This is a genomic window from Streptomyces sp. Root1310, assembly GCF_001426425.1.
Lineage (GTDB): Bacteria > Actinomycetota > Actinomycetes > Streptomycetales > Streptomycetaceae > Streptomyces.
In genome coordinates this window covers 80,669-103,949 of record NZ_LMEQ01000003.1, presented here as the reverse complement: position 1 = coordinate 103,949, position 23,281 = coordinate 80,669, and the positions used below count along the sequence as shown (strand labels likewise).

Below are 23,281 nucleotides of genomic sequence, written 5' to 3'. Positions count from 1 at the left end.
GACCCGCGTAATGCCCGCCGGGGACCTCCCTCTCCCTCGTGACGCGACCGCGTCCACGAGTGAATGGGAGGTCTTCTCATGGCTGGGGCGAAGACGGCTGTCGAATGGCTGGCATCCGTCGCACCGGATCCCGAGGCATGCCGCTGGGAGTGGGAGCGCAACCCCCTGGGGGTGGCGCTGCTGCCCGCGGGCAAGGCCTGGGACGTACTCATCCTGCCGGGCGAGCTCGGCTATCCCACCCTCGACGTGCTCACCCGGATCCTTCATCGGCCGGGGCCCGTGCTGGTCGACTTCGGAGACAACCGCATGGGCTTCTTCGTGGCGCCCGGCACGGCCGCCCGCTGGCTCGGCACCGGTATCCGTACGGCGGGGGCCGGCACCTGGATCGTCGTGCCGTATCCGGGCCGCTCGACCCGGGGTGTCCGCTGGCTGGTCCCGCCGGACGGCTCCGGCACCCTGACCGATGCCGCGCTGCTGGAGCTGGCGATGCACGAGGCGGCGGCGGGGCCGGCCGGCGGAGAGGACGGCTGACCGGCCGGACACCTCCGCCGCGGTACCCGGCCACCGACCCGGCCGGGACGGGCGTGCCTCCACGTCCCCCTGAACCGGGAGGCACGGCAGATCCCTTTCACGTCGGCCGCCCGTGCGGCCGGCGCGGACGCCTCCGCCTCCGGCGCGGACGCCTCCGCCTCCGCCTCCGGCGCGGGAACGACTGCTCAGCGCTGCGCCGCTTGCCTGGCGGTGCCCGGTGCCCGGTGCCCGGGGCCTGTGCTTGCGCACACTGCCGGGGAAGGCACCTCGCTCGGTCGCCCCCGACCTGTCCGATCCGGCCGGTCGTGCTCATGGGCCGATGTCGCCGCCGCCCTGCTCGGTCGCCCCTCGACCTGTCAGGTCCGGCCCTGTCCCGTCAGACGTGCTTCTTGGCCGACGTGGCCTCGCGTCTCGCGTCTTGCTCTGTCGCCTGCGACCGGTCTGTCCGCGGCCGGTCTGTCCGCGGCCGGTCTGTCCGCGAGCGGTTCGGTCCCGGCCGGTCCCGTCCTGCCCCGCCCCGCGCCCGTCGGGCTACTCGGCCGATGTCGTCTTCAGGGCCAGCCACAGCTCCATGCGGACGTCGGGGTCGTCCAGGGAACGTCCGAGGATCTCCTCCACCCGCCGCATCCGGTAGCGCAGGGTGTGCCGGTGGACGCCCAGGTCGGCCGCCGCCGCGTCCCACTGGCCGTGGCGGGAGAGCCAGGCCCGCAGCGAGGCCACCAGGTCGCCGCGGCCGGTCGCGTCGTGTTCGTGCAGGGCGCGCAGCAGACCGTCCGCGAACGCCTTCACCGCGTCGTCCGCGAGAAGGGGCAGCACGGAACCCGCCGCGAGCTGCTCGTGCTCCACGAAGACCCGGCCCCGGCGCCGCGCGACGGACAGCGCCTGCTCGGCCTGCTTGTACGCCGCCGCAGCGGCGATCGGTCCGGCCGGGGCGGACAGGCCCACGACGAGTCCGTCCTCGTCGCCGGACTCGGGCCCGGCGCCCCCGGCCGCCCGCGCACTCTCCAGCGAGGCCGTGTACTGGGCGCACGCCTGCGCGGCCGCGCCCCCGTCCGCGACCAGGGCCACCAGCCGGTCGCCCTCGGGCACCACGAGTACCGCCTCCCCGGCCCGGGCGGCGGCCGACTCGACGACCTCGGTGAGACCGTCGAAGGGGTCGCCGCCGCCGTCGGCGCCGCCCGACGCCGGTGTCGCGTCGGCGACGATCACCCGGAACGGGGCGTCGAGCAGCCCGCCGTACAGATCCCCGGCGACGGCCCGCGCGTGGTCCGGCTCGCCCGCCAGCAGCATGCACAGCACCGCCGCGCCGATCCGCTGCTGCGCCGCGTTCAGCGAGCGCGAGCGTTCGGTGGTCAGGGTGAGCAGCGCGATGGCCGAGTGGACGGCGTACCGCTCGGCGGTGCCGAGGGCCGAGGCGGTGCCGACCGCGAGCGCGGCGCGCGGGCGCCGCCCGGTGCCCAGGGAGTGCAGCTCGACCCGGTCGTCGTGCCGGTCGTCGGGTCCGGAGCGCTCCGGACCCCCGCCACCGCCCACCACCGCCGAGGCCGGGGCCGGCCGTTCCCGCAGCCGCTCCACCTCCGCCGTGAGCCGCCCCGCCCGCCGGCCCGCCCACTCCGGCGCGGCTCCCACGACGGCGCCCGAGGCGTCGTACAGGGCCGCCCACCCGTCGACCTGCGCGGCGAGCGCGCGGAGCAGGCCCTGCGGGCCGTCCGTCAGCGCCTGCTTCGTCAGCTCGCGCTGGGCCGCGAACCCCGCCGTGACCGCCCGGTACTGGTCGGCCGCGATCGCCGCCGACACCGCTTTGCTGATCGCGAGGAACGGCGTGCGGCGCGGCACCTCCAGCAGGGGCAGGCCCTCCTCCTCCGCCGCGTCCACGAGGGCCTTCGGGATGTCCTCGTAGTTGACGCCGACGGCGAAGCCGAGCCCGACCACCCCGGCCTTGGCCAGCCGCCGCACGTAGCGCTGCATGGCCTCCGGGTCCTCGGCGTCCAGCTTGAGCGCGGTGATCAGCAGCAGCTCCCCGCCCTCCATGTACGGCACGGGGTCCGCGAGCTCGCTGACGTGAGCCCAGCGCACCGGCACGTCCAGACGGTCCTCGCCGGCCCGCACGGTCAGTTTCAGCGCGGAGTGGTGGACGAGCGAGGCGAGCGTGGGAGGCATGGGGCCTTCAGGTCGGGGGAGTGAGCGGCGCCGTGATCTTTTGGCCGCCGCGTATGAACGGTCTCTCCCGATTCTGCCTCACTGTACGGACCGCGGACGCGTCTTCAGCCCCGCAGGTCCACCAGCAGCGGTGGTGCGTGCTCGCCCCGCACATCGGTCAGGGACAGCACCGCGTGGCCGGGCGGCACCTCGTGCGCCAGCCGGGACGCCGACCACCGTTCCCGTTCCACGTGGCGCACGGTCACCGCGTCCGTGGTCACCGCCTTGCCGGTGACGAGCTTGCGCAGGGCGTGGATGGCGCGGGTCATCGGCTGGTCGGCGAAGACGGTGTGCTGGGCGACCTCGGTGGTCTCCACCCACTCGGTGCCCCAGGTCTGCGCGAACCTGCTGCCGTCCCAGGTGGTGATGCCGGAGAACGCCATACGGCAGCCGACGGCCCCGTACAGCGGACCGTGCAGCGCCTCCGGGACGTCGCCGACGGAACGCAGGGCGAGCACCACGCCGGCGTTCTGCGAGCGCAGCCGCTGGAGCCGGCGTACCGACCCCTCGGTGACCGTTCCCGTCGCGTCGTCCAGGACCAGACAGGCGAAGTGGTCGCGCCGCTCCCGCACGACGGTGTGGAACTGGGCGAGGACCAGCCGGGTGATCAGCCGGGCGGCCTCCTCGTGACCGCGCTCGGGCAGGTCGACACGGACCCGCAGCGGATGGTGGGCGACGGCGCGCAGCGAGAACGCCCGGTGCGCGTTGCTGCCGCCGCCGAAGAACTCCGCGAACACCGGGCGGTTGAGCAGCGCCAGCCGGTCGGCGAGCGCCCGGCCCGCGTCGCCCGGCGCCCCCGTCTGCCGGACCCGTGCCTCCAGTTCGCGGCGCATCACCTCGTCACCGGCCACGGCCTCGCGCAGCGCGGACAGCGCGGCCGGTTCGCCTTCGAGGAGCTCGCGCAGCTCGGGCAGGGTGGGGAAGCAGCCGTGCGCGCTCCGGTAGGGGCCCAGCACCTGGGCGAGCGCCGTGGTCGCGCTCTGGCCGCTCACCGTGTCGAGGTCGCCGACCAGCGCCTCGGCGAGGATCGAGGCCGCCTCGTCCGGGTCCTCGGACTCCGCGTACGGGTCCAGGTCGTGCACCGACGACGGATTCCCGATGCCGACGATCACGTCGAACGCGGAGTCGGAGCCGAGCGGGCCGCCCCCGGGCGACGACACCGCGACGACGGCGCACGCCCCGGTGAGCGCCTGCAGGGCCAGCGCCTCGGTCAGCGGCTCGACCAGGGTCCGGGTCTTCCCCGATCCGGAGGGTCCGACCGCGAGCAGCGAGGTGCCCAGCACCTCCGGGCCGAGCGCGGCACCCGCGTCGTGATAGCTGACCGGGGTGCGTTCGGCGGCCACCCAGCGGCCGACCCGCACCTGCCCGGTGAGCAGATCGTGGCGCGCGGTGCGCCGGGGCAGGTCGCGGGCGCCGGAGGGGTGGGTCCAGGCCGCCCCGCCGTGGCGCAGCACCGTGTCCCGGAAGTCCGCGACCCCCGCCGTCCAGGCCCGTCGCACGCGTGCGCAGTCCACGTCGTTCATCCGGCCGGCGGCGACCTCGGCGGTCAGCAGCTCGGCCGCCTCGTACTGCCCCGCGTCCCGCAGCTCGGGCCACCGGGCGCGCGGCAGCTCGACCGCGGGCGCGGCCCGGCCGGGCTCGGCGCGCCGGGCGGCGAGTCGTTCCTGCAGGTACGGCCACCAGCCGCCGACCTTCGCGAACGGCCACACCACCAGCAGCGTGATGACCGTGTACAGCGCGTTCGTGAACAGGGGGGAGGCGAACAGCTCGTAGCTGCCGGAGATCAGGACGATCAGCGAGAACAGCGGGTCGACGACGGGCAGGGCGTCCCAGCCGACCCCGAAGGCGCCGGGGAAGACGAAGCTGAGGGCGGCGAGCGCGCCCAGCAGGGCGACGAGAGCCCGCGCGGGCTGCGGGCGACGGCCCACGAAGTGCCGCACGGCGTGCGCCCAGCTGCCCAGCCGGCCCATCCCGTAGACGAGGACGGCGAAGAACACGCCGTCGTAGACCACCCGCGCCTCGGCGCCCTCCATGGACTTCGGGGACGCGATCGTGCCGCCCCACCACCAGTCGTCCGGGGTGAACAGCCGCAGCAGGGTGAACTGGTAGGGCAGGCCGCCGCGGCGCCACAGCGACCACAGGACCAGCGCGACCACCAGCGGGATCAGCATCCCGACGACCGTCACCGGCGCGAGCCGCTCCGTCGCCCGGGCGGCCTTCGGCGGCCGGTACCCGAAGCGCCAGATCCCCGTCCCGGCCGTGGGGCGCGCCTCGTCGAGCCAGTCGGCGACGGCGGACGCGGCCCGCGGGGCGTGCCCGGGGGCAGGCGGCAGGCCCGGCGCCCGCTCCGGCCGCGGCGGCGGCGTCGACGGCGGCCGCGCCGGCCCCGCCGGGCGCGGCACGGGATTCGCCTGCGTACCCCGCGGGTCCTGCGTCCCGTCGCTGTCCATCGCCCCTGCCCCCTGACCAGCCGTTCCGTCCACCATCAGCGAGTCAATCTAACGCGCCCGCAAGGGGAGTTCACCGCTTACGCGGCCGGGCCTGTGACGATCACCGTCCGGTGGCACTGTCCATGACGGACAAGCCGCCCCGCCGACACCGCCCACATGGAGCATGCCCACCCTCCACTCCCCGTCCTAGCCTGCGAGAAAAGAACGAAAGTGTCCGCAAAACCCCAGGAGCCCCTCATGACCGCCCTTCCGCAGGAGCGCCGCGTCGTCACCGCCATCCCCGGCCCGAAGTCGCAGGAACTCCAGGCCCGCCGTACCGCCGCGGTCGCGGCCGGTGTCGGTTCGGTGCTCCCCGTCTTCACCACGCGCGCGGGCGGCGGCATCATCGAGGACGTCGACGGCAACCGCCTGATCGACTTCGGCTCCGGCATCGCCGTGACGTCCGTCGGCGCCTCGGCCGAGGCTGTCGTGCGCCGGGCCACCGCCCAGCTCGCCGACTTCACCCACACCTGTTTCATGGTCACCCCCTACGAGGGCTATGTGGCGGTGGCCGAGGCCCTCGCCGAGCTCACCCCGGGTGACCACGCCAAGAAGTCCGCACTGTTCAACAGCGGTGCCGAGGCCGTCGAGAACGCCGTCAAGATCGCCCGCGCGTTCACCAAGCGCCAGGCGGTCGTCGTCTTCGACCACGGCTACCACGGCCGCACCAACCTGACCATGGCGCTGACGGCGAAGAACATGCCGTACAAGCACGGCTTCGGCCCGTTCGCGCCCGAGGTCTACCGCGTCCCGGTCGCCTACGGCTACCGCTGGCCGACCGGCGCCGAGAACGCCGGCCCCGAGGCCGCCGCGCAGGCCATCGACGAGATCACCAAGCAGGTCGGCGCGGACAACGTCGCCGCGATCATCATCGAGCCGCTGCTCGGCGAGGGCGGCTTCATCGAGCCCGCCAAGGGCTTCCTCCCGGCGATCAGCAAGTTCGCGTCCGACAACGGCATCGTCTTCGTCGCCGACGAGATCCAGTCCGGCTTCTGCCGCACCGGCCAGTGGTTCGCCTGCGAGGACGAGGGCATCGTCCCGGACCTGATCACCACCGCCAAGGGCATCGCGGGCGGTCTGCCGCTCGCCGCGGTGACCGGCCGCGCCGAGATCATGGACGCAGCGCACGCGGGTGGCCTGGGCGGCACGTACGGCGGCAACCCGGTCGCCTGCGCGGGCGCGCTCGGCGCGATCGAGACGATGAAGGAGCTCGACCTCAACGCCCGGGCGAAGCACATCGAGTCCGTCATGAAGAACCGCCTCTCCGCCATGGCGGAGAAGTTCGAGATCATCGGCGACATCCGCGGGCGCGGCGCGATGATCGCGATCGAGCTGGTCAAGGACCGTACGACGAAGGAGCCGAACCCCGAGGCGACCGGCGCGCTCGCCAAGGCCTGCCACCAGGAGGGCCTGCTGGTCCTGACCTGTGGCACCTACGGCAACGTGCTGCGCTTCCTGCCGCCGCTCGTCATCGGCGACGACCTGCTGAACGAGGGCCTCGACATCATCGAGCAGGCTTTCGCGCGCATCTGAGCCGGGGCACCGCACAGCTGATTCCCATCCCCCGCAGAGGGTGTGAAGAAGGTGTGCGGGGAGGATGGCGGGACGGGATACGGCCTGTCGTACCGCCTGCCTCTGCCGTAGGTTCTCCCCAGATGAGAGATACACCCCGTCCACAGGGGACTGCGGACGGATCCAGGCCGGGGCCTCCCCAGCTTCGACCTGGTCGTGCCCTCGCGCACACAACCGGAGCTTCCGGCTTCGGATCTCCACACCGATCGGACGGCCGCCCGCCCCAAACCCCCCGGGGCGGCCGGTACTCCGGTCCGGACGGCCACCCCGGAACCACCCCCCCTGTTCCGGGGTGGCCGACCTCCTTCTCCGACACAGACCACGGAAAGCAGACCCCGGATCCGATCCGGGGTCTTTTTTCGGTCCCGGGTCGGGTCGAGCGGGGGTCGGGACTTTCCGTCCGGGCTTCGGTAGGGGCTCGCGTCCGGTCTCTCGGTGTGCCCGGGCTCGCGGTTCGGCCTCGCGGTTCGGCCTCGCGGTTCGGCCTCGCGGTTCGGCTTCCTTTTCCGCGGTCCGGCCGCCCCTGACAAGCTGGGGCCATGCCGTCCCGCCCGTCCCGTCCGTCCCGCGCCGTCCTCGGCCTGCTGCCGCCCGCGCTGCTCTTCGCGCTGATCACCTGGCAGGTCGCCGCCGACGGCCCGCTGCTGCGCCCGGACGAGCGTCTCAGCCGCGCCCTCGTCCATCCCGACCGGGCCTCCGAGCTGCTGGCCGACCTGGGGGAGGTGCAGATCGCGGTGCCCGTCCTGCTGCTGGTCGCCGGGTACACGGCGTGGCGGGGGAGAACGGCGGGTGTGGCGCGCTGGTGGGTACCGTCCCTGGCCGCGCTCGCCGTGCTGGCGACGGTGCCGCTGATCGTCGTCCCCCTGAAGCTGTGGACCGATCGCCCGGGTACGCCGGCCGTGCCCCCGGCCACCGGCTACTACCCCTCCGGGCACACGGCGACGGCGGCCGTCGCCTATGGTGCGGCGGCGATGGTCCTGCTGCCGTGGCTGCGCAGCGCGTCCGCCCGGTGGCTGGCCCTCGCGACGAGCGCGCTCCTCGTCCTGGGCGTGTCGTTCGGGCTGGTCCGGTGCGGCTACCACTGGCCCCTGGACGTCATGGCGAGCTGGTGTCTGTGCGCGGTGCTGCTCGGTGCGCTGTGGCTCCTCCTGGAACGTGAGCGGCCGGAACGCGAGCGGCCGGAACGTGAGCGGCCGCAATGCGAGCGGGCGGCGCGGGGACGGCTCCGGACCGCAGCGGGACGACCGTGCCAAACCGGCGCACCCCGGCCGTCCACCCGTACGACTCGGACAAGCGACCCTTCGGCCTCCCGCCCCTACCGTGGAGCACGAAAACCTCAGGACACCCCCTAAGCGGAAGGGCCGGGACTCGCAATGCCCCAGGAAAAGAATGTGGGGGCCACCCACGCCTTCTGGCTGGCCGGCCGCCAGGTCACCGGCGAGGACAGCTTCGACGTCACCTCGCCGTGGGACGGCCGTCTCGTCGGCAAGGTCAGCGTGCCCACGGACGCGCAGGTCGAGGAGGCCGTGGCCGCCGCGTACGCCGTGCGGGACGAGTTCGCCGCCACCCCGGCCCATGTGCGCGCCGCCGCCCTCGACCACGTCAGCAAGCGGCTCGTCGAGCGCACCGAGGAGATCGCCCGGCTGATCTCCGCCGAGAACGGCAAGCCGATCAAGTGGGCGCGGGGCGAGGTCGGCCGAGCCGTCTCGGTGTTCCGGTTCGCCGCCGAGGAGGCCCGGCGGTTCAACGGCGGCGAGGCCCAGCGCCTCGACACCGACGCCGGCGGCCAGGGGCGGCTCGCGCTCACCCGGCGCTTCCCCAAGGGGGTCGTGCTCGGCATCGCGCCGTTCAACTTCCCGCTGAACCTGTGCGCCCACAAGATCGCCCCGGCGATCGCGGCCGGTGCGCCGATCATCCTCAAGCCGGCCCCGGCGACCCCGCTGTCCGGCCTGATCATCGGTGACCTGCTCGCCGAGACCGAGCTGCCGGCCGGTTCCTGGAGCATCCTGCCGGTCTCCAACGACCGCATGCCCGCCCTTGTCCAGGACGAGCGGCTGCCGGTCATCTCCTTCACCGGCTCCGAGAAGGTCGGCTACGCGATCATGGACTCGGTGCCGCGCAAGCACTGCACCCTGGAGCTGGGCGGCAACGGCGCGGCCGTCGTCCTCGGCGACTTCGCGAGCGACGCCGACCTCGACTGGGCCGCCGGCCGCATCGCGACCTTCTCCAACTACCAGGGTGGGCAGTCCTGCATCTCCGTGCAGCGGGTCATCGCGGACGCCTCCGTGTACGACCGGCTGCTGCCGCGCATCGTCGCCGCGGTCGAGGCACAGGTCACGGGTGACCCCTCCGACGACAAGACCGACGTGGGCCCGCTGGTCAGCGAGGACGCCGCCAAGCGCGTCGAGACCTGGGTGGACGAGGCCGTCGCGGCGGGCGCCTCGCTCCTCGCGGGCGGCAAGCGCGACGGCGCCTCCTACGCGCCGACCGTCCTCACCGACGTACCGGCGGACACCACCCTCGCCTGCGAGGAGGTCTTCGGGCCGGTCCTCACCGTGACGAAGGTGGACGGCGAGGCGGAGGCCTTCGCCGCCGTCAACTCCTCCAAGTACGGCCTTCAGGCGGGCGTGTTCACGCACGACGTCCAGGTCGCCTTCCGCGCCCACCGCGCGCTGGAGGTCGGCGGCGTCATCGTCGGCGACGTGCCGTCCTACCGTGCCGACCAGATGCCGTACGGCGGCGCCAAGCAGTCCGGCGTGGGCCGCGAGGGCGTGCGGTTCGCGATGGACGACTACACGTACGAGCGGGTGCTGGTCCTCACCGGGCTCGCGCTCTAGCTCATGGGAACCATTTTCATATAGGCTCCCCGAAGGGGGCCGGCACCGATGCCTTCCGGTGCCGGCCCCCTTCTTCGTACCGGCTTCCTCCGGACCCTCAACCGGAGAAGCCGACATGCGCCAGCCGCAGTGGGCCGCGCAGTCCGAGGCGCAGATCGTGGACGCCCGCGGCGGTGAGGGCCGCGTCGACGGTGACGTGGTCGTACGGTCCAGGCGTGGGCGCGTCGACCGTCAGCGTGGCCAGAACCGGGCCGCCGTCGAGCGACAGCTCCACGCTGCCCGAGCCGGCCACAGTCACCGTCACCCCCGTCGTGCCGGTGCCGAAGTCGCAGGCCCGGTAGACCAGTTCGCCGGTACCGCCCGCCACCGGCGTCACCGCGTCGCCCGACACCTTCGTCCGGTCGACGATCTCGACGCCGCTCTGCTCGTCGAAGTCGGCGGGCGCCAGACCGCGCCGCCGGACCGGGCGCGGGGCGGCCGGTTCGCCCTCCAGCGTGACGGTCGTCCGCAGCCGGACGTCCGCGCTCGACGCGCCGACCAGGAGTTCGTACGGGCCGGACTCCAGACGCCACCGCCCCTGCGCCACGTCCCAGAACGCGAAGGACGACAGCGGGACGCCGAAGGAGAGCTCCGTGCTCGCGCCCGGGGCGAGCGTGACCCGGCGGTGGTCGAGCAGTTCGCGGCGCGGCCGGGTGACCGAGGGGTCCACCGCGCGGGTGTAGAGCTGGGCGACCTCGTCGGCCGTCACGTCCCCGGTGTTGGTGACCGTGAACGAGACGTGTGCCGTGCCGTCCTCGATGCGCACCGCCAGGTCCGCGTAGGAGAACGACGCGTACGACAGGCCGTGCCCGAACGGGAACAGCGGGGTGCCCTCGAAGTAGAGGTACGTCTGACGGGAGCCGATCACGTCGTAGTCGAGGAGGTCGGGCAGATCGGCGTCGCCGGCGTACCAGGTCTGCGGGAGGCGTCCGGCCGGGGAGACGTCTCCGGCCAGGACCCGCGCGAGAGCGGTGCCCGCGGCCTGGCCGCCGTGCGCCGTCCACAGCACCGCGGACAGCGGGCCCGGCTCGATCGCGTACGGATACGCCGACACCAGGGCCAGCACCGTCCGCGCGTTCGCCGCCCGGGCGGCCGCGAGCAGCCGCTCCTGGTGGGCGGGCAGCCGCAGCGTGGTGCGGTCCTCGGTCTCCCGGCCGTTGATGTGCGGGTCGTTGCCCGCCACGACCACGACCACGTCGGCCCCGGCCGTGACGCGGGTCACCGCGTCCTCGCCGGATTCGACCACGATGACCTCGACCACCTCGGAATTCTCCTCGTCCGGCCCGGCAACCCTGACGCCGTCGGCGGCGACACAGACAGGGCGACCCGTGCCCAGATGCAGCAGGAGGTGACCGTTTCCGTGAGTGTTGCCCGGTGTGTTCCCGTCGGCTTTCGCGCGCGGTTCCAGGCGGAACGTCTCCTGCACGACCCAGCCGCCGGGCTGGTCGGCCGAGGCGCGCAGCCGGCCGTCCTCGGCGACGGAGAGGTAGCGCCCGTCGGGCGCGCGCAGGGTCAGCACGCCCTCGCCCCAGTCGACGAGCGCGAACTCCGTGCCGGTCGCGTCCGTGGTCAGCGGCGGGAGGTCGGTGCGGCCCGCGAGCAGCGCCGGGTCGAGGGCGCCCTCCGCGCCGCGCACCTCGTCGGTGGCCTCCGCGGCGGTGGGAACCTTCAGGAACGTCCCCGCGGAGGTCTTGAGCAGGACCCGGTCCACGCCCTCGGCGAACTCCACCCGCTCGGCGCCGAACCGCTCGTACAGGCCCTCCAGAGGGGTGGAGCGGTGCAGCAGCGTGCCGCTGTACCAGTCGAGCTTGCACTCGTCGGCGAGCAGGCCGACCACCGCGATCCGGGTGTCCGCGGCCAGCGGCAGCACACCGTCGTTGCGCAGCAGGACGATCGCCTGCTCCGCGGCCTCCCCGGCGAGCGTGCGATGGGCCGGGGAGTCGAACTCGCCGGTGCCGGCGTGCGGGTCGTAGTGCGGGTCGAACTCGCCCAGCCGGAAGCGGACCGAGAGCTGGCGGCGGACCGCCGCGTCGACGTCGGCCTGCGTCAGCAGCCCTTGTTCCAGGGCCCCCTCGACCCGGGCGACGATCTTCGAACTGTCGGTGCCGTGGTCGGTGAAGCTGTCCACGCCGGCCATGAGCGCGGCCGCCGTCGCCTCCTCGTGGGTGTCGAAGTAGTGCTCGGAGTCCACCAGGTTGGAGGGCGCGCCCGCGTCCGAGCAGACCAGCAGCTCCTCGTCGGTCCACGTGCGCAGCTGCTCGCGCAGATACGGCGAGACATGGTTGGGGCGGCCGTTGACGAGGTTGTACGCCGGCATCACCCCGGCCACCGCGCCCGCCTCGACGCATCCGCGGAAGGCGCGCAGATCGTACTCGTGCAGCACACGCGGGCGGACCGAGGACGAGGTGACGTCCCGGCCGGTCTCGTTGTTGTGGGCCAGCCAGTGCTTGAGGACCGGTGCCGTGCGCCAGTACGTCGGATGATCACCGCGCAGACCGTGGGTATAGGCGGTGGCGATGGCGGAGGTCAGCCGGGGGTCCTCGGAGTACCCCTCCTCGTTGCGGCCCCACAGGGGGTGGCGCAGCAGGTTGACGGTGGGGGACCAGACGTTCAGGCCCACCCGGTCGTCGCGGGCGCGCATCGCCCGTACCTCCTTGGACACCGCCTCGCCGATCCGGCGTACCAGGTCGGTGTTCCAGGTCGCGCCCAGTCCCACCGCCTGCGGGAACACGGTCGCCGGGCCCATCCACGCGACGCCGTGCAGCGCCTCCTGGCCGGTGCGGAAGGCGGCGATGCCGAGGCGCTCGACGGCGGGTGCGAACTGGTGCAGGAAGGAGACCTTCTCCTCGGGGGTCAGCCGGGACAGCAGGTCGTCGATGCGCTTCGCGAACGGCAGCTGCGGATCGCGGAAAGGCGGCGTGGGCGGCGTGTGTGCGGTCACGTGGGGATCCCTTTGCGGTGGAGCGGGGAGGCTCTTTCGAAGCGCTTCGATGCTCATTCGACCGTGGGGCGGGTGTCAAGGGGACTTCACCGCTATTTCAAGCAGCACATACGGAGAGGTCGTCCCTGATACCTCGGAGGAATGTTGGGAGCGACCCTTGTGCACCCCAGGGTGTTCACTTAACCTCGCAGCAACATCGAAGCGCTTCGACTGTAAAAGCGAAACATCGTCGGAGGATCGCTTCAGCTCAGCCAGTTCCACTCGAGACACCGCAGCCGACGGCCACCGCCGGGTGTCCTGGTGCGCCATGAAGGGTTGACGCAATGACGCCGAACGCCGCTTCCGCCTCCTCCGGCCCGAGCCGGAGAAGCTTCCTCGCCTCCACGGCGGTCGCCACCGCCGCGGTGGCCGGAGGGATGCCGTTGCTTGCCGCCTGCGGCGGCACGGACAGCGGCTCGCGCGACGGCACCACGTCGGGCAAGGACGCGAAGAAGATCCTGCCCGCCTACGTGGCCAGCAACGTGGTGACGCCCGACATCCCGTCCAAGAACGGTTCCTCGGTCGGCTTCAGCAGCAAGCTCGACCTCACCACCCTGAAGACCTCGGTGCCGGAGAAGCTCGGCAAGGGCGGCAAGGTCACCGTGATGTCGCCGTTCTGGGGCTCGCCGCCGAAGGGTGACAACGCCTACTACACGGCGATGAACGCCCTCATCGGCGTCGACGTCGTCTGGCAGAACCAGGACGGCAACACCTACGACCAGAAGCTCGGCGCCGTGCTCGCCTCCAGCGACGTGCCGGACGTGGTGGTCGTCCCCGGCTGGAACATGGGCGGCAAGATACCCAGCGCCATCCTCGGCAAGTTCGCCGACCTGGGACCGTACCTGTCCGGCGACAAGGTCAAGGACTACCCGAACCTCGCGGCGATCCCGACCGACGCCTGGCAGCGCTCCCTCTTCGGCGGCAAGCTGCGCGGACTGCCGATGCCGTCGTCCTACGTGACGAACATCGTGCCCTTCTACCGCAAGGACCTCTTCGACAAGAACGGCTACGAGGTCCCCACGACGACGGACGAGTTCACCGCCCTGGCCAAGGAGATCACCAACGCCAAGGCCAAGGTGTGGGCCTGCGGCGACATGAAGTGGACCGCGTTCAACAGCTTCGGGGTCCCCTCCGGCGGGGAGAAGCCGCTCGGCTGGATCCTCGAGGGCGGCAAGCTCGTCAACCGCGTCGAGCTGGACTCCTACCTCGAGGCGCTGGAGTGGACGCGCAAGCTGTTCGCCGCCGGCTATGTGCACCCGGACTTCAAGCTGGGCAAGAGCCAGGCCGTCGACCCGAGCACCAAGTTCGCCGCCGGTGAGTTCCTCATCTACAACAACGACATCTCCAGCTGGTACGGGCAGCAGGCCTCGCAGGCCGCGCAGAACCCGGACTTCCGGATCTGGGGCATGGACATCTTCGGCCACGGCGGCGCCGACCCGGTCATCTACGCCACCCAGCCGGCCAACATCTTCGCCTTCGTCAACAAGAAGGCCTCCGAGGCCGTCATCCGCGATGTGCTGGCCGTCGCCAACGTCACCGCGGCCCCGTACGGCACCAAGGAGTACATGCTCACCAACTACGGGGTGGAGGGCACGCACTACAGCGTCAAGGACGGGGTGCCCGTCAAGAACGACAAGGGCAACCAGGAGGTCCTCAACGCATTCGTGATGGTCGCGAGCCCGGCGTCGACCATCGCCCACCCCGACTTCCCGGACATCGCCAAGGGCCAGGTCGAGTGGCAGCAGCGGATGGGCGCCTTCACCAAGAAGTCGGCCTTCTACGGCATGCAGATCACCGAGCCCAGCCGCTGGACCAACCTCTCCAACAACTTCGAGCAGCTGGAGGACGACATCGTCCGCGGCCGCAAGAAGATCAGCGACATGCAGGCGGCCGTCACCGACTGGAAGAAGAAGGGCGGCGACGGGCTGCGCGCCTGGTACCAGAAGCTGCTCGACGACAACGGCACGGCGGCGAGCTGACGGCAGCGAGGCGAGGAGAACGGCCGTGTCGCACAGCACGGTGCCTCGGAGCAGGGCCGAGGCCGACGAGTCGGGAAAGACCCCGGTGGCGCCCGGCGGCGCCACCGGCCCCCGGGGGAAACGGTCCTCCGGGAAGCTGGGTCTGCGGGTCAGGCTCAGACGGGACCGCGTCCTGCTGCTGATGACGCTCCCGGCGGTCGTCCTCATCCTGCTCTTCAACTACGTGCCGATCCTCGGCAACGTGGTCGCCTTCCAGGACTACGACCCCTACGTCAGCGACAACGGGATCGTCGCCATCTTCCACAGCCCCTGGGTGGGTCTGGAGAACTTCCAGCGGCTCTTCGAGGACTCGGCCTTCTGGGAGGCCGTCCGGAACACCCTCGTGCTGTTCTTCCTCCAGCTGGTCCTGTACTTCCCGATCCCGATCATGCTCGCGCTGCTCATCAACAGCGTGGTCAGGCCCCGGGTCCGGGCGGTGTCGCAGGCGATCCTCTACCTGCCGCACTTCTTCTCCTGGGTGCTGGTCATCGCCGTGTTCCAGCAGCTCTTCGGCGGCGCGGGGATCCTCTCGCAGCTGCTGCGGCAGCACGGGTACGACGGCATCGACATCATGACCGACCCGGAGACCTTCAAGTTCCTGATCACCGCCCAGAGCGTCTGGAAGGACGCCGGCTGGGGCATCATCGTCTTCCTCGCCGCCCTGGCCTCGGTCAACCCTGACCTGTACGAGGCGGCCGCGATGGACGGCGCGAACCGCTGGCGCCGGATGTGGCACGTGACGCTTCCGGCCCTGCGCCCGGTGATCGCGCTGCTGCTGGTGCTGCGGGTGGGGGACGCGCTGACGGTCGGCTTCGAACAGATCCTGCTCCAGCGCGACGCGGTCGGACCAGGGGCGTCGGAGGTCCTCGACACCTTCGTGTGGTGGAACGGCGTCCGCAACCAGGACTTCGGCTACGCGGCCGCCGCCGGTCTGATCAAGGGCGTCATCAGCCTCGGCCTGGTGCTCGTCGCGAACAAGGTGGCCCATCTCATGGGCGAGCAGGGGGTGTACCAGAAGTGACCGCCGTGATCGACAAAACCGTGCGCACGCCCGGCCGCTGGGCGGCGCCGCCACGGCCCGTGTGGGAGGAGGAGCCCAGCAGGGCCGGCCTCGCGGGCAAGGGCATCGCCCTGACCTTCGCCTGCCTGGCGATCCTCTTCCCGCTGTGGATCGTCCTCGTCACCAGCCTCTCCTCACGCAAGACCATCGACGAGGCCGGCGGGCTGGTGATGGTGCCCAGGGGGATCACCTTCATCGCCTACCGGGAGCTGCTCAGCGGTGGACAGGTCACCCGCGCCGCGGTCATCAGCGTCCTGATCACCCTCGTCGGCACGCTCTTCTCGATGGGCGTCTCCGTCCTGTGCGCCTACGGCCTCTCCCGCTCGGGCTCGTTCGGGCACCGCTGGATCCTGATGGTCCTGCTGGCGACGATGTTCTTCAGCGCGGGCCTGATCCCCACCTACCTGCTGGTGCAGTCCCTGGGTCTGATGGACACCTACCTCGCGCTGATCCTGCCGAGCGCGATCAGCGTGTTCAACATCCTGGTCCTGCGCGGCTTCTTCATGGGGATCTCGCAGGAACTGATCGACAGCGCGCGGATCGACGGCGCCGGGGACTTCCGCATCCTCTGGCAGATCGTCATGCCGCTGTCGCGTGCGGTGCTGGCCGTCATCACGCTGTTCTACGCCGTCGGGTACTGGAGCGCCTGGTTCAACGCGTCGCTGTACCTCAACGACCAGGACATGATGCCGCTGCAGAACGTCATGATCCAGCTCGTGCAGAAGCAGGAGGCGCCGGTCGGGCTGGGACAGGCGATCAAGACGGGGCAGCTGTCGGGGCTGGCCGTGCAGATGGCGGTCATGGTGATGGCTCTGCTGCCGGTGGCGGTGCTGTCCCCGTTCGTCCAGAAGCACTTCAAGAAGGGGATGCTGACGGGGGCCGTCAAGGGCTGACCTCCGGCGTCCGGAGCGCGGGAGCTACGGCGGCCGAGGGTTCGCCGTGGTCGGCCGCGTCCGCGCGGCGGAGCCGCAGGACGAAACAGCCCCGCGCCCCTGGCAGGGCCGGCGCGACCGGCCCTGCCAGGGGCGCGGGGAACTGCGCGACCAGCCCCCACCACCCGCACACGAACGACACACCCCGGACCCATTGGCCTTCACCCACCGAGGTACCCCAACATGCACCCCACCCGCCGCACCCTCCTCACCAGCACCGCAGGCGCCGCCACGCTCACCGCACTCCCAGGCACTTACAACCGAGCCCAAGCCGCACCGACGCGACCCGGCACGACCGCCGGAGGCTACCGCTGGCGCAACGCCGTGATCGGCGGCACCGGATTCGTCACCGGTGTGCTCTTCCACCCGGCCGTCCGGGGTCTCGCCTACGCCCGTACCGACATCGGCGGCGCCTACCGCTGGGACGACCGCACGGCCCGCTGGACCCCGCTCACCGACCACCTCGGCTGGGACGACTGGAACCTCCTCGGCGTGGAGGCCCTCGCCGTCGACCCCGCGCACCCGGACCGCCTCTACCTCGCCCTCGGCACCTACGCCCAGTCCTGGGCGGGCAACGGGGCCGTCCTGCGCTCCGAGGACCGCGGCACCACCTGGAGCCGCAGCGACCTCGCCGTGAAGCTCGGCGGCAACGAGGACGGCCGGGGAGCGGGGGAGCGGCTGCTCGTCGATCCGCGGGACAGCGACACCCTGTGGCTGGGGACCCGGCACGACGGGCTCCTCAAGTCCACCGACCGGGGCGTCACCTGGGCGGCCGCCACCGGATTCCCGGGGACCCCGAGCGCGAGCGGCCAGGGCGTCACCCTCCTCGTCGCCGCCGGCCGTACCCTCTACGCCGGCTGGGGCGACTCCGACGGGATGAGCGCCAACCTGTACCGGACCGCCGACGGCAGCACCTGGGAGGCCGTCCCCGGCCAACCCACCGGCAGCTCCGCCAAGGTGCCCGTCCGCGCCGCCCACGACCGCCACACCCGCGAGCTGTACGTCACGTACGCCGACGCGCCGGGACCCAACGGCCAGGCGGACGGCAGCGTGCACAAGCTGGCGACCGCGAGCGGCACGTGGACCGACGTCACCCCGGTCCGGCCCGCGGCCGGCGACACCTTCGGCTACGGCGGCGTCGCCGTGGACGCCCGGCGCCCCGGCACCGTCGTCGTCTCCACCAACAACCGCTGGTCGGCGGTGGACACCCTGTACCGGACCACGGACGGCGGCCGCACCTGGACGTCGCTCAAGGACACGGCGGTCCTCGACGTGTCCGAGACCCCGTTCCTCACCTTCGGCACCGACGCACCCAAGTTCGGCTGGTGGATCCAGGCCGTCGCCGTCGACCCGTACGACTCGCGGCACGTCGTCTTCGGCACCGGTGCCACGCTCTACGGCACCCGGGACCTGAAGCACTGGGCCCCGCAGATCCGCGGCCTGGAGGAGACCTCCGTACGGCAGCTGATCTCGCCCCCGGCCGGGCAGGCGCACCTGATCAGCGGGCTCGGGGACGTCGGGGTGATGTACCACGAGCGGCTCACCGCCTCGCCGTCCCGGGGCATGGCGACGAACCCCGTGTTCGGGACGGTGACGGGACTCGCGCAGGCCGCGGACCGGCCGTCGTACGTCGTCCGCACCGGCTGGGGCGACCACGGCAACGGCGCCTGGTCGGCCGACGGCGGCAGATCCTGGGCACCCTTCGCGGCCCAGCCCGCGCTCGCCAAGGAGGCGCCGGGGCCCATCGCCACGAACACCGACGGCAGCGTCCTGCTGTGGACCTTCGTGCACTGGGACGGCACCAAGTACCCCGCCCAGCGCTCCGCGGACAACGGGGCGACCTGGTCGGAGGTCCCCACCTTCCCCAAGGGCGCCACCCCGCTCGCCGACCCGTCCGACCCGGCGCGCTTCTACGCGTACGACACCGACACCGGAACCCTGTTCGCCAGTACCGACGCCGGTCTCACCTTCACCGCGCGAGCGGGCGGACTGCCCTCCGGCGACAGCCAGTTCCAGCTGGCCGCGGCCCCGGGGCGCTCCGGCGACCTGTGGCTGAGCACCAAGGGGAACGGCCTGTACCGGTCCACCGACGGCGGCGCGGCTTTCGCCAAGCTGACCAGCTGCCGGGCCTCCTACACCCTGGCCTTCGGCAAGGCCGCCGACGGCGCCGCGTACCCGGCGGTCTACCAGGTCGGCTCCACGGAGGCGATCACCGCCGTGTACCGCTCCGACGACGGCGCCAAGACCTGGGTGCGGATCAACGACGACCGGCACCAGTGGGGCTGGATCGGCGCGACCATCGCCGCCGACCCGCGCATCCACGGCCGGGTGTACATCGCCACCAACGGCCGGGGCATCCAGTACGGGGAGCCCGTCCGATGACCGCCCCCGTCCGGCCCGGTCTCGCCGACGCCACCCGCGGCCGCATCCTCTTCGGCGGCGACTACAACCCCGAGCAGTGGCCCGAGGAGACCTGGCACGAGGACGTCCGGCTCATGCGGGACGCCGGCGTCAACTCGGTCACCCTCGGCGTCTTCTCCTGGTCCAGGCTCGAACCCGAGCCGGGCGCCAGGGAGTTCGGCTGGCTCGACACGCTGATGGACCTGATGCACGCGAACGGCGTCGGCGTCGTCCTCGCGACCCCCACCTCCGCCCCGCCCCCGTGGCTCGGCCGGCTGCACCCGGACACCCTGCCCCGCGACGAGAACGGCGACGTCGAGTGGTGGGGCGGACGGCAGCACTTCTCGCACTCCAGCGCCACCTACCGGCGGTACGCGGCCGCCATCACCGAGGACCTGGCCGCCCGCTACGGCGGCCACCCCGCCCTCACGATGTGGCACATCAACAACGAGTACTGCACGGCCGATCACGGCGACGAGGCGGCCGTCGCCTTCCGCCGCTGGCTGCGCGAGAGGTACGGCACCCTGGACGCCCTCAACACCGCCTGGGGCACGGACTTCTGGAGCCAGGGCTACGACAGCTGGGACACCGTGCTGCCCGCCCGCCGCGCGCACTACCTGAAGAACCCCACCCAGGTGCTGGACTTCCGGCGCTTCACCTCCGACATGCTCCTGGAGTGCTATCTCGCCGAACGCGACATCGTCGCCCGGCACACCCCGCACATCCCGGTCACCACCAACTTCATGCCGCTCTTCGTCGGCCAGGACGCCTGGCGCTGGGCCGAGGAGGAGGACATCGTCTCCGTCGACCTCTACCCCGATCCGCGCGACCCGCTGGGCGCCCAGCACGGGGCACTGGTGCAGGACCTGACCCGTTCCCAGGCGCGCGGCCCCTGGATGCTGATGGAACAGGCCGCGAGTCCGGTCAACTGGCGCGGGGTGAACCACCCCAAGCCGCGCGGTCTCAACCGGCTCTGGTCCCTGCAGGCCGTGGCCCGCGGCGCGGACGCCGTCTGCTACTTCCAGTGGCGCCAGTCCCGGCAGGGCGCCGAGAAGTTCCACTCCGGGATGGTCAGCCACGCGGGGGAGCGGGGCCGCACCTTCCGGGAGGTCAAGCAACTGGGCGCCGAACTCGCCCGGATCGGCGCCGAGGTGACGGGCGGCCGCATCACCGCGGACGTCGCGATCCTGCACGACTGGGACGCCTGGTGGGCCGGCGCCCAGGACGGCCGCCCCTCCACCCTCGTCGACCATCCGGCAGTCCTGCACGCCTGGCACCGCGCCCTGTGGGAGAGCCACCTCATCACCGACTTCGCCCACCCCGGGCACGACCTCGGCGGCTACCGGCTGGTCGTCGTGCCCCAGCTGTACGCGCTGACGGACGCCGCGATCGACAACCTGGTGGCCTACGTCCGCGGCGGCGGCACCCTCGTGGCCGGCTTCCTGACCGGCGTGGCCGACCAGGACGACCGGGTCCGCCCCGGCGGGATGGACGCCCGCCTGCGCGAGCTGTTCGGCATCCGCACCCTGCACGAGTGGTGGCCCCTGGACGCGGGGGAGCACGTCGGGACCGACGGCTTCCGCGGGACCCTGTGGTCGGAGGAGCTGGAAGCCGAACGGGACGACGTGGTGGAAGCCGTCTACAAGGGCGGCGAACTCGACGGACTGCCCGCCGTCCTGCGCAACGACCGCGCCTGGTACGTCTCCACCCTCCCCGAGCCCGAGGCCTTCCGCGCGCTGCTCGCCCGCATCGCCGCCGGCGCGGGCGCCCGGCCCGTCCTCGAAGGCCTCCCGCCGGAGGTCGAGGCCGTACGGCGCGGTGAGCTGCTGTTCCTGCTCCACCACGGCCGTGAGCCGGTGACCGTCCGGCTCCCGGGCACCCACCACGACCTGCTGACCGGGACGGCCCACACGGACGAGATCACGCTCGGCCGCTACGGCGTGGCGGTGCTGCGCTCATGACCGGCACCCCACCTCCTGCGCGCCCCGGCCTCCCGAGCACCGACCGCCCCGTGCACGGAACCCACGAGTACCGGCCCGCCACCCGCTGGGAGGACGCCTTCCTCGGCGGCAACGGCCGGCACGGCACCCTCACGTTCGGCGATCCGTACGACGACCGGGTCGTCGTCACCCACCACACCCTGGTCCGCCCCAACGGCGCCGAACACGCCCGTCCGCCGGAGCTCGCCGCCGAACTCCCGGCCCTCCAGGACAAGTTGCTGGCCGGAGAGTGGGAGGCCGCCGAGAGCTTCACCGACCACCGGCCCCTGCAGTGGGTCCAGCCCTTCCACCMGGCCTTCCAGATACGGCTGAGGGCGTCCTCGGACGAGCCGCGCCGCCACCGGCTGCGGACCGTCGACTTCACCACCGGCGAGGCCACCGCCCTCTGCGAGGGCGGCGCCAGCCGGGTCTTCGTCTCCCGCGCCGACGACGTGATCGTCCAGCTGGTCACCGGTCTCGACCTGGACATCTGGCTCGACCACCGGCTGCCGGGCGCCCCCGCCGACCTCGCCGTCGGCCAGGGATCCGTCCTCACCCCCGAGGGCGCCCTGCTCACCCTGCGCGCCCGCTACCCCGGCAGCGACCGCGCCTACACGGGAGTGACCCTCGTCGTCGTCACCGGCGGCCGCACCCGGATAACCCACCCCGGCGTGCGGGTCACCGGCGCGGAGTCCGTGCTCCTGCTCACCCGCGTCCGCAGACACACCGGCGAACTGGACGTCACCGGGGAACAGCGCGCCCTGAGCGAGCTGCCACACCGCTACGACGATCTGCTCGACCGCCACCTCCCCCTCCACCGCACCGCCTACGAGCGCGTCACCCTCGACCTCCACGCGGAGCCCGACGAGCGCGGGCTCCCCGGCTCCGAGCTGCTGGAACGCCCCCGCAGCAGGGCGCTGCTCGAACGTCTCTTCGCGGCGGGGCGCTACCACCTCCTCTCCTCCTCCGGCCTCAACCCGCCCCGTCTGCCGGGACTGTGGACCGGCGACTGGGACACCGCCTGGGCGGGGGCGTTCACCAACGACGCCAACGTCAACCTCCAGACGGCCTCCGCCGCGGCCGCCGCGCTCCCCGAGGTCACCGACGCGCTGGCCTCCCTGATCCACCGGCAGCTCGACGACTGGCGGGAGAACGCCCGTGCGGTCTTCGGCGCCCGGGGCGCGGTCGCGCCCGCGCACTCCGACGGCGAGTCCGGGCTGACCTACCACTTCAGCCGCGAATACCCGCTCCACCTGTGGACGGCCGGCGCCGACTGGCTGCTCAAACCCCTCGTCGACCACGACGAGACCCGCGGCGAACGCGACCCGCGCACCGCCGCCGCCCTCGCCGAAGTCGCCCGCTTCTACGAGGACTTCCTCACCCGCACCGACCCCGGCGACCCCGACGGGCCGCTCGTCGTCGTCCCCTCCTACTCGCCGGAGAACCGGCCCACCGGCGGCAGCTGGGGTGCGGTGAACGCGGCCATGGACCTGTCGGCCGCCAGGCACGCGCTGCTCACCGCCGCAGGTCACCACCCGGGCACCGCCGAGGCCGAGCGCTGGCGTGCCCTCGCCGACCGCCTCCCGCCGCACCGGATCAACTCCGACGGCGCCCTCGCCGAATGGGCCCGGCCGGGCCTCGGCGACACCTACGACCACCGCCATCTGAGCCACCTCTACGGCGTCTGGCCCCTCGACGAGATCAACCCCTACGACACCCCGGGGCCGGCCGCCGCCGCCCTGCGCGCCCTCGAACTGCGCGGCGCCGAGAACCACTCCGCGCACGGCCACCTGCACCACGCGCTGATCGCGGCCCGCCTCCGGGACGGCCGGCGGGTCGCCCACGCCCTCGGCGAGGTCCTGGACGGCGACTTCTTCCACGCCTCCCTGATGAGCGCCCACTACCCCCGCCGTGACGTGTACAACGCCGACGCCGCGCACACCCTCCCCGCCGTGCTGATCGAGATGCTCGTCCAGTCGACCCCCGACCGGCTGGTCCTGCTGCCGGCGCTTCCCCCGGGGCTCCCGTCGGGCGAACTGCGCGGCGTGCGCACCCGGTTCGGCGCCGAACTCGACCTCTCCTGGGGGCCCGGCGGCAGCCGGGCCGTCCTGCGGCCGCGACGCGGCCACCGCATCGAAGTCCGGACTTCCTCCGGCGGCGCATCGCCGCTCGACCTGGTCGCCGGAGAAGACCACGTCCTCACCTCGGGGACGTGGTGACTCCCCCCACCCATGGAAGGGACACC

At 72.6% G+C, this 23,281-nt stretch carries 13 protein-coding genes and 1 pseudogene; 11 read left to right on the top strand and 3 right to left on the bottom strand.

Features of this window, described 5'->3' with window-relative positions; translation table 11 throughout:
- Positions 1 to 78 precede the first annotated feature (78 nt).
- Complete coding sequence (locus ASD48_RS11485) at positions 79 to 531, top strand: hypothetical protein (protein WP_057601463.1); 453 nt, start codon at positions 79 to 81, stop codon at positions 529 to 531.
- A 531-nt stretch (positions 532 to 1,062) separates the two neighbouring features.
- Here ASD48_RS11485 and ASD48_RS11480 read toward each other — a convergent pair.
- Both ASD48_RS11480 and ASD48_RS11475 read right to left on the bottom strand, forming a co-directional pair.
- A complete protein-coding gene (locus tag ASD48_RS11480) occupies positions 1,063 to 2,691 on the bottom strand; it encodes a PucR family transcriptional regulator (protein WP_057601462.1) in 1,629 nt (542 codons plus the stop codon).
- Positions 2,692 to 2,795: 104 nt separating this feature from the next.
- Positions 2,796 to 5,180 (bottom strand): hypothetical protein, encoded by a 2,385-nt coding sequence (locus ASD48_RS11475; protein ID WP_057601461.1) that lies wholly within the window; start codon positions 5,178 to 5,180, stop codon positions 2,796 to 2,798.
- Positions 5,181 to 5,417: 237 nt separating this feature from the next.
- On the opposite strand from ASD48_RS11475, the gene gabT reads away from it, so the two are divergent.
- From gabT to ASD48_RS11460, 4 genes and pseudogenes are all read left to right on the top strand, one after another.
- The gene (gabT, locus tag ASD48_RS11470; protein ID WP_057601460.1) at positions 5,418 to 6,752 is read left to right on the top strand and encodes a 4-aminobutyrate--2-oxoglutarate transaminase; all 1,335 of its coding nucleotides are present in this window, start codon (positions 5,418 to 5,420) and stop codon (positions 6,750 to 6,752) included.
- A gap of 122 nt (positions 6,753 to 6,874) precedes the next feature.
- A pseudogene (locus ASD48_RS45125) lies at positions 6,875 to 7,090 on the top strand (phosphoesterase); the annotation flags it as partial.
- A gap of 240 nt (positions 7,091 to 7,330) precedes the next feature.
- The gene (locus ASD48_RS11465) at positions 7,331 to 8,143 is read left to right on the top strand and encodes a phosphatase PAP2 family protein (RefSeq protein ID WP_057601459.1); all 813 of its coding nucleotides are present in this window, start codon (positions 7,331 to 7,333) and stop codon (positions 8,141 to 8,143) included.
- 39 nt (positions 8,144 to 8,182) lie between these two features.
- Positions 8,183 to 9,628: an aldehyde dehydrogenase family protein gene (locus ASD48_RS11460; protein WP_057601458.1), complete on the top strand. Its 1,446-nt coding sequence runs from the start codon at positions 8,183 to 8,185 to the stop codon at positions 9,626 to 9,628.
- A 97-nt stretch (positions 9,629 to 9,725) separates the two neighbouring features.
- On the opposite strand, the gene ASD48_RS11455 is transcribed toward ASD48_RS11460, so the two are convergent.
- Entirely contained in the window at positions 9,726 to 12,608 is a 2,883-nt protein-coding gene (locus tag ASD48_RS11455; RefSeq protein ID WP_057601457.1) for a glycoside hydrolase family 3 C-terminal domain-containing protein, read from the bottom strand.
- A gap of 323 nt (positions 12,609 to 12,931) precedes the next feature.
- On the opposite strand from ASD48_RS11455, the gene ASD48_RS11450 reads away from it, so the two are divergent.
- From ASD48_RS11450 to ASD48_RS11425, 6 genes are all read left to right on the top strand, one after another.
- Entirely contained in the window at positions 12,932 to 14,626 is a 1,695-nt protein-coding gene (locus ASD48_RS11450) for an extracellular solute-binding protein (protein ID WP_057601456.1), read from the top strand.
- 25 nt (positions 14,627 to 14,651) lie between these two features.
- Positions 14,652 to 15,686, top strand: coding sequence for an ABC transporter permease subunit (locus ASD48_RS11445; protein ID WP_057601455.1), 1,035 nt, complete (start codon positions 14,652 to 14,654; stop codon positions 15,684 to 15,686).
- Positions 15,683 to 16,618, top strand: coding sequence for a carbohydrate ABC transporter permease (locus tag ASD48_RS11440; protein WP_057601454.1), 936 nt, complete (start codon positions 15,683 to 15,685; stop codon positions 16,616 to 16,618). Before ASD48_RS11445 ends, ASD48_RS11440 begins: the two co-directional genes overlap by 4 nt.
- Positions 16,619 to 16,840: 222 nt before the next feature.
- Entirely contained in the window at positions 16,841 to 19,039 is a 2,199-nt protein-coding gene (locus tag ASD48_RS11435) for a sialidase family protein (RefSeq protein WP_057601453.1), read from the top strand.
- The gene (locus ASD48_RS11430) at positions 19,036 to 21,018 is read left to right on the top strand and encodes a beta-galactosidase (RefSeq protein ID WP_057601452.1); all 1,983 of its coding nucleotides are present in this window, start codon (positions 19,036 to 19,038) and stop codon (positions 21,016 to 21,018) included. The genes ASD48_RS11435 and ASD48_RS11430 overlap by 4 nt, the downstream gene beginning before the upstream one ends.
- The gene (locus ASD48_RS11425) at positions 21,015 to 23,255 is read left to right on the top strand and encodes a glycoside hydrolase N-terminal domain-containing protein (RefSeq protein WP_057601451.1); all 2,241 of its coding nucleotides are present in this window, start codon (positions 21,015 to 21,017) and stop codon (positions 23,253 to 23,255) included. Before ASD48_RS11430 ends, ASD48_RS11425 begins: the two co-directional genes overlap by 4 nt.
- Positions 23,256 to 23,281 lie beyond the last annotated feature (26 nt).